The organism is uncultured Brachyspira sp., assembly GCF_910578695.1.
In the GTDB taxonomy this organism is placed as follows: Bacteria; Spirochaetota; Brachyspiria; order Brachyspirales; family Brachyspiraceae; genus Brachyspira.
The window spans coordinates 1-2,242 of sequence record NZ_CAJTQJ010000075.1 but is presented as its reverse complement, the minus strand read 5'-3'; the positions used below and the strand labels follow the sequence as shown (position 1 = coordinate 2,242).

Below are 2,242 nucleotides of genomic sequence, written 5' to 3'. Positions count from 1 at the left end.
CTCAAATATCAATGGCTAAAAATATGAAAATTAAAAATATGGATATTAATCTTATCAGTGAATTAACAGGATTAAGTATTAAAGAAATAGAAAAGTTATAATTAATTTTTTATATAAAAAATAAAAGCTATAATAAAAAATTACGAGTACTTGACATTATTAAAAATAATTTTAAATATATAAGCTAATTATAGGCTAATATTTCCGACACCAAAAGCGGCAGCAGCTATAATAATAAAACAATTTTTATCAGCAATAAATAGCAGAAAACAATAATTTTAAACAATTAAGTTTTTTTATTTTTATATTTTTTTATAACTAAAGCTGTATTTTTTATATAAAAAGTATTTAGGCATATATCTTATTAAAAGAAATTTCTATACAAAGTATTGCTATTTTATATATTTTATATATCATATAAGGTTAAAGTAATAATAAAAAATAAGGAGATGAAAGATGAGTCATCATCATCACAGAGGGCAGTGGGGTACTAGAGCAGGTTTTATACTTGCAGCTATAGGTTCTGCTGTTGGTTTGGGTAATATATGGCGTTTTCCATATATGGTAGCTTCTAACGGCGGCGGAGCTTTTATGATAGTTTTCTTAATAGCTATGCTGACTGCAGGCATACCCATAATGATATTAGAGTTTTCAATAGGGCATAAAACTCATAAAAGTGCTCCCGGTGCTTTAAAAGCCTTGAATCCGTCTTGGGAATGGTTAGGCTGGCTGCAGGTATTTACATGTTTTGTAATTGTTGTTTATTATTCAGTTATTATTGCTTGGTCATTATCCTATGGTTTATTTTCTATTCAAGGATTAAAATGGGGAACTGATACAGCTGGTTTCTTCATAAAAGAATATTTAAAACTTCAAGATGGTTTTTCACTCAGCAATTTTAATATTGGAGTTGCTGTACCTTTAATTATTGTTTGGATTATTATATTGATTTCTGTTATAGGCGGTGTTAAAGACGGTATAGAAAAAGCTAATAAAATATTCATGCCTTTACTTGCTTTTTTAGTGGTAATTATATTAATTAGAGGCATTACTTTACCAGGTGCTTTATCAGGACTTGATTATATGTTTAAGCCTGATTTTTCTAAACTTATTAATCCTAAAATTTGGATAGATGCTTACGGACAGGTATTTTACAGTATGTCTGTGGCATTCGGTATAATGATTACATATTCAAGCTATTTGCCTGATGATTCGGATATAGCCAATAATGCATTTATGACAGGTTTTGCAGATACAAGCTTCAGTTTATTTGCAGGCATTACAGTATTTAGTATAATAGGGTATATGGCTCATTCTCAAGGAAAAGAAGTTGCTGAAGTGGCAGGAAGCGGCGGCATAGGTTTGGCATTTATGGTATTTCCTGAAGCTATTAACTCTCTTCCGGGATTAAATAGTATATTTGGTTTGGTATTTTTCTTGGTTCTTTCATTTGCAGGACTTACTTCTGCAATTTCTCTTTCTGAAGTAGTTATATCTTCATTTATAGATAAATTTCATTTCAATAGAAAAAAGGTAAGCATTATTATTATACTTATACAAGGCAGCCTATCTATGATATATGCTACAGGAAGCGGACTTTCTATACTTGACATAGTAGATGCTTTCGTAAATAATTATAATATTGTAGTAAGCGGATTAATAGAGATTGTATTAATTGCTTGGGTGTATAAATTAGGTTCATTAAAGGAAACTATTAATGAGGTAAGCGAGTTTAGTATTGGTAATTGGTGGAATTTCTGCTTAAAGTTTTTAACTCCTATATTTTTAGCTATAATGTTATCATTAAAATTAATAAATGATTTTAAAAATCCTTATGGAAATTATCCTGCTTGGGCTTTAACTCTTTTAGGCTGGTCAATGCCTGTAATAGCATTTATAGTTGGAATATTATTGGCTAAATTTAAAGACAGACAGCCTGATATACCTCATCAAACAAAATAAAAAATAAGTTAAGGAGTAATTAATTATGGGATTAGATTCTGCTATATTTATGGGCTTCAGTTTATTAGCTATTTGGGGCGGATTTGCTTTTTTTCTTGGCATAGCTTTAAGAAAAATGTAAATTAATTAATTTTATTATATTAAGCATAGGCTTGTTTGTAAGTCTATGCTTTTTTTATATTTATATAAACTCGATAAAAATATTACTTATAAATTTTCTATTTCTTATTTACTAATAAAAAACTTGTTCGTCGCTCTGCGGCCGATATCGGCATAATCC

General features: G+C 29.0%; 2 protein-coding genes. Both read left to right on the top strand.

The features are described from left to right. The first annotated feature begins 456 nt into the window (after window positions 1-456). On the top strand, window positions 457-1,962 hold the full coding sequence (locus QZ288_RS11700) for a sodium-dependent transporter (protein ID WP_295159067.1): 1,506 nt from the start codon (window positions 457-459) through the stop codon (window positions 1,960-1,962). 25 nt (window positions 1,963-1,987) lie between these two features. After that, window positions 1,988-2,083, top strand: a complete 96-nt coding sequence (locus QZ288_RS11695) for a MetS family NSS transporter small subunit (protein ID WP_020064978.1) — start codon at window positions 1,988-1,990, stop codon at window positions 2,081-2,083. Window positions 2,084-2,242: the final 159 nt, after the last annotated feature.

What these genes read in the sequence shown, in the direction of transcription:
- QZ288_RS11700 (WP_295159067.1), top strand. Translation starts at nt 457, where the DNA reads ATGAGTCATCATCATCACAGAGGGCAGTGGGGTACTAGAGCAGGTTTT.
- QZ288_RS11695 (WP_020064978.1), top strand. Translation starts at nt 1,988, where the DNA reads ATGGGATTAGATTCTGCTATATTTATGGGCTTCAGTTTATTAGCTATT.